The organism is Vagococcus elongatus (assembly GCF_003987645.1).
GTDB lineage: Bacteria > Bacillota > Bacilli > Lactobacillales > Vagococcaceae > Vagococcus_A > Vagococcus_A elongatus.
In genome coordinates this window covers 1-1,065 of sequence record NZ_NGKA01000054.1, presented here as the reverse complement: position 1 = coordinate 1,065, position 1,065 = coordinate 1, and the positions used below count along the sequence as shown (strand labels likewise).

The following is a 1,065-nucleotide window of genomic DNA, read 5'->3' as shown; positions in this document are numbered from 1 at the left end:
CCTGAATTGTAAAATTAAGTTAGAAAAATAAAAACAGTCATTTGTGGTACACTCAAATTGTATTTCCGACCAAAGAAAACAAGGAGTGAGCCACAAATGACCTACAAACATCTTACCATAGACGAAATCACAATGATAGAATCTTATTTTCATCAAAAGATTAAACCTGTCACTATCGCTAAGAGAATGTGCCGAGCCATTCAAACAATTTATACAGTGGTCAATTTTTTTAAACAAGGTTTTTCCGCAATAGATTATTGGAATCAATACAAAGAAAATAAGAAAAAATGCGGCAGAAAAAGAATCGAATTATCTGATTCTGACCGTCAGTATATCAAAGAGAAAGTGGCTCAGGATTGGACACCTGATGTCATTATAGGCAGGCAAGAACATACAATTCCATGCAGTATGAGAACTCTTTATCGGAAATTCTCCCACGGAGAATTTGATGTTCAAACACTTCCTTTGAAAGGGAAAAGAAAACCTAATGGCCATCAAGAGACAAGAGGAAAACAAACGTTTAAACGCACACTTGACGATAGGATTGCTCACTACCCTGATTTTAAAGAAGAATTTGGACATCTTGAGGGCGACACTATTGTGGGTGTTCATCACAAAAGTGCGGTCATAACATTGGTGGAACGTGTTTCTAAAGTGATCATTACTTTGAAACCAAAAGGAAGAAAAGCCAAAGATATTGAAGAAGCGCTAAACCATTGGTTTGGACGCTTTCCAAAGCATTTCTTCAAATCCATCACATTTGATTGTGGCAAAGAATTTTCCAATTGGAAAGCTGTCAGCAACCAACATGATATTGACATCTTTTTTGCAGATCCTGGGACACCCTCGCAACGAGCCTTAAATGAGCACTCCAATGGGCTGTTAAGACGTGATGGACTACCTAAATCAACAGATTTTAGAGACATCAGCCAAGAATTTATTTCCTCTGTGAGTAGTCACAGAAATCATATTCCCAGAAAATCATTGAAATATCGTACACCTATTGAAGTCTTTTTGAGTTATGTACAAGACGCAATTTATTCTAACTTAATTTGACAAATGAAA

1 protein-coding gene is annotated in these 1,065 nt (G+C 36.4%); it reads left to right on the top strand.

Annotated elements, in window-relative coordinates; all coding sequences use genetic code 11:
- Positions 1–96 precede the first annotated feature (96 nt).
- Positions 97–1,056: an IS30 family transposase gene (locus CBF29_RS13630; protein ID WP_126810243.1), complete on the top strand. Its 960-nt coding sequence runs from the start codon at positions 97–99 to the stop codon at positions 1,054–1,056.
- Positions 1,057–1,065: the final 9 nt, after the last annotated feature.

What these genes read in the sequence shown, in the direction of transcription:
- CBF29_RS13630 (WP_126810243.1), top strand. Translation starts at nt 97, where the DNA reads ATGACCTACAAACATCTTACCATAGACGAAATCACAATGATAGAATCT.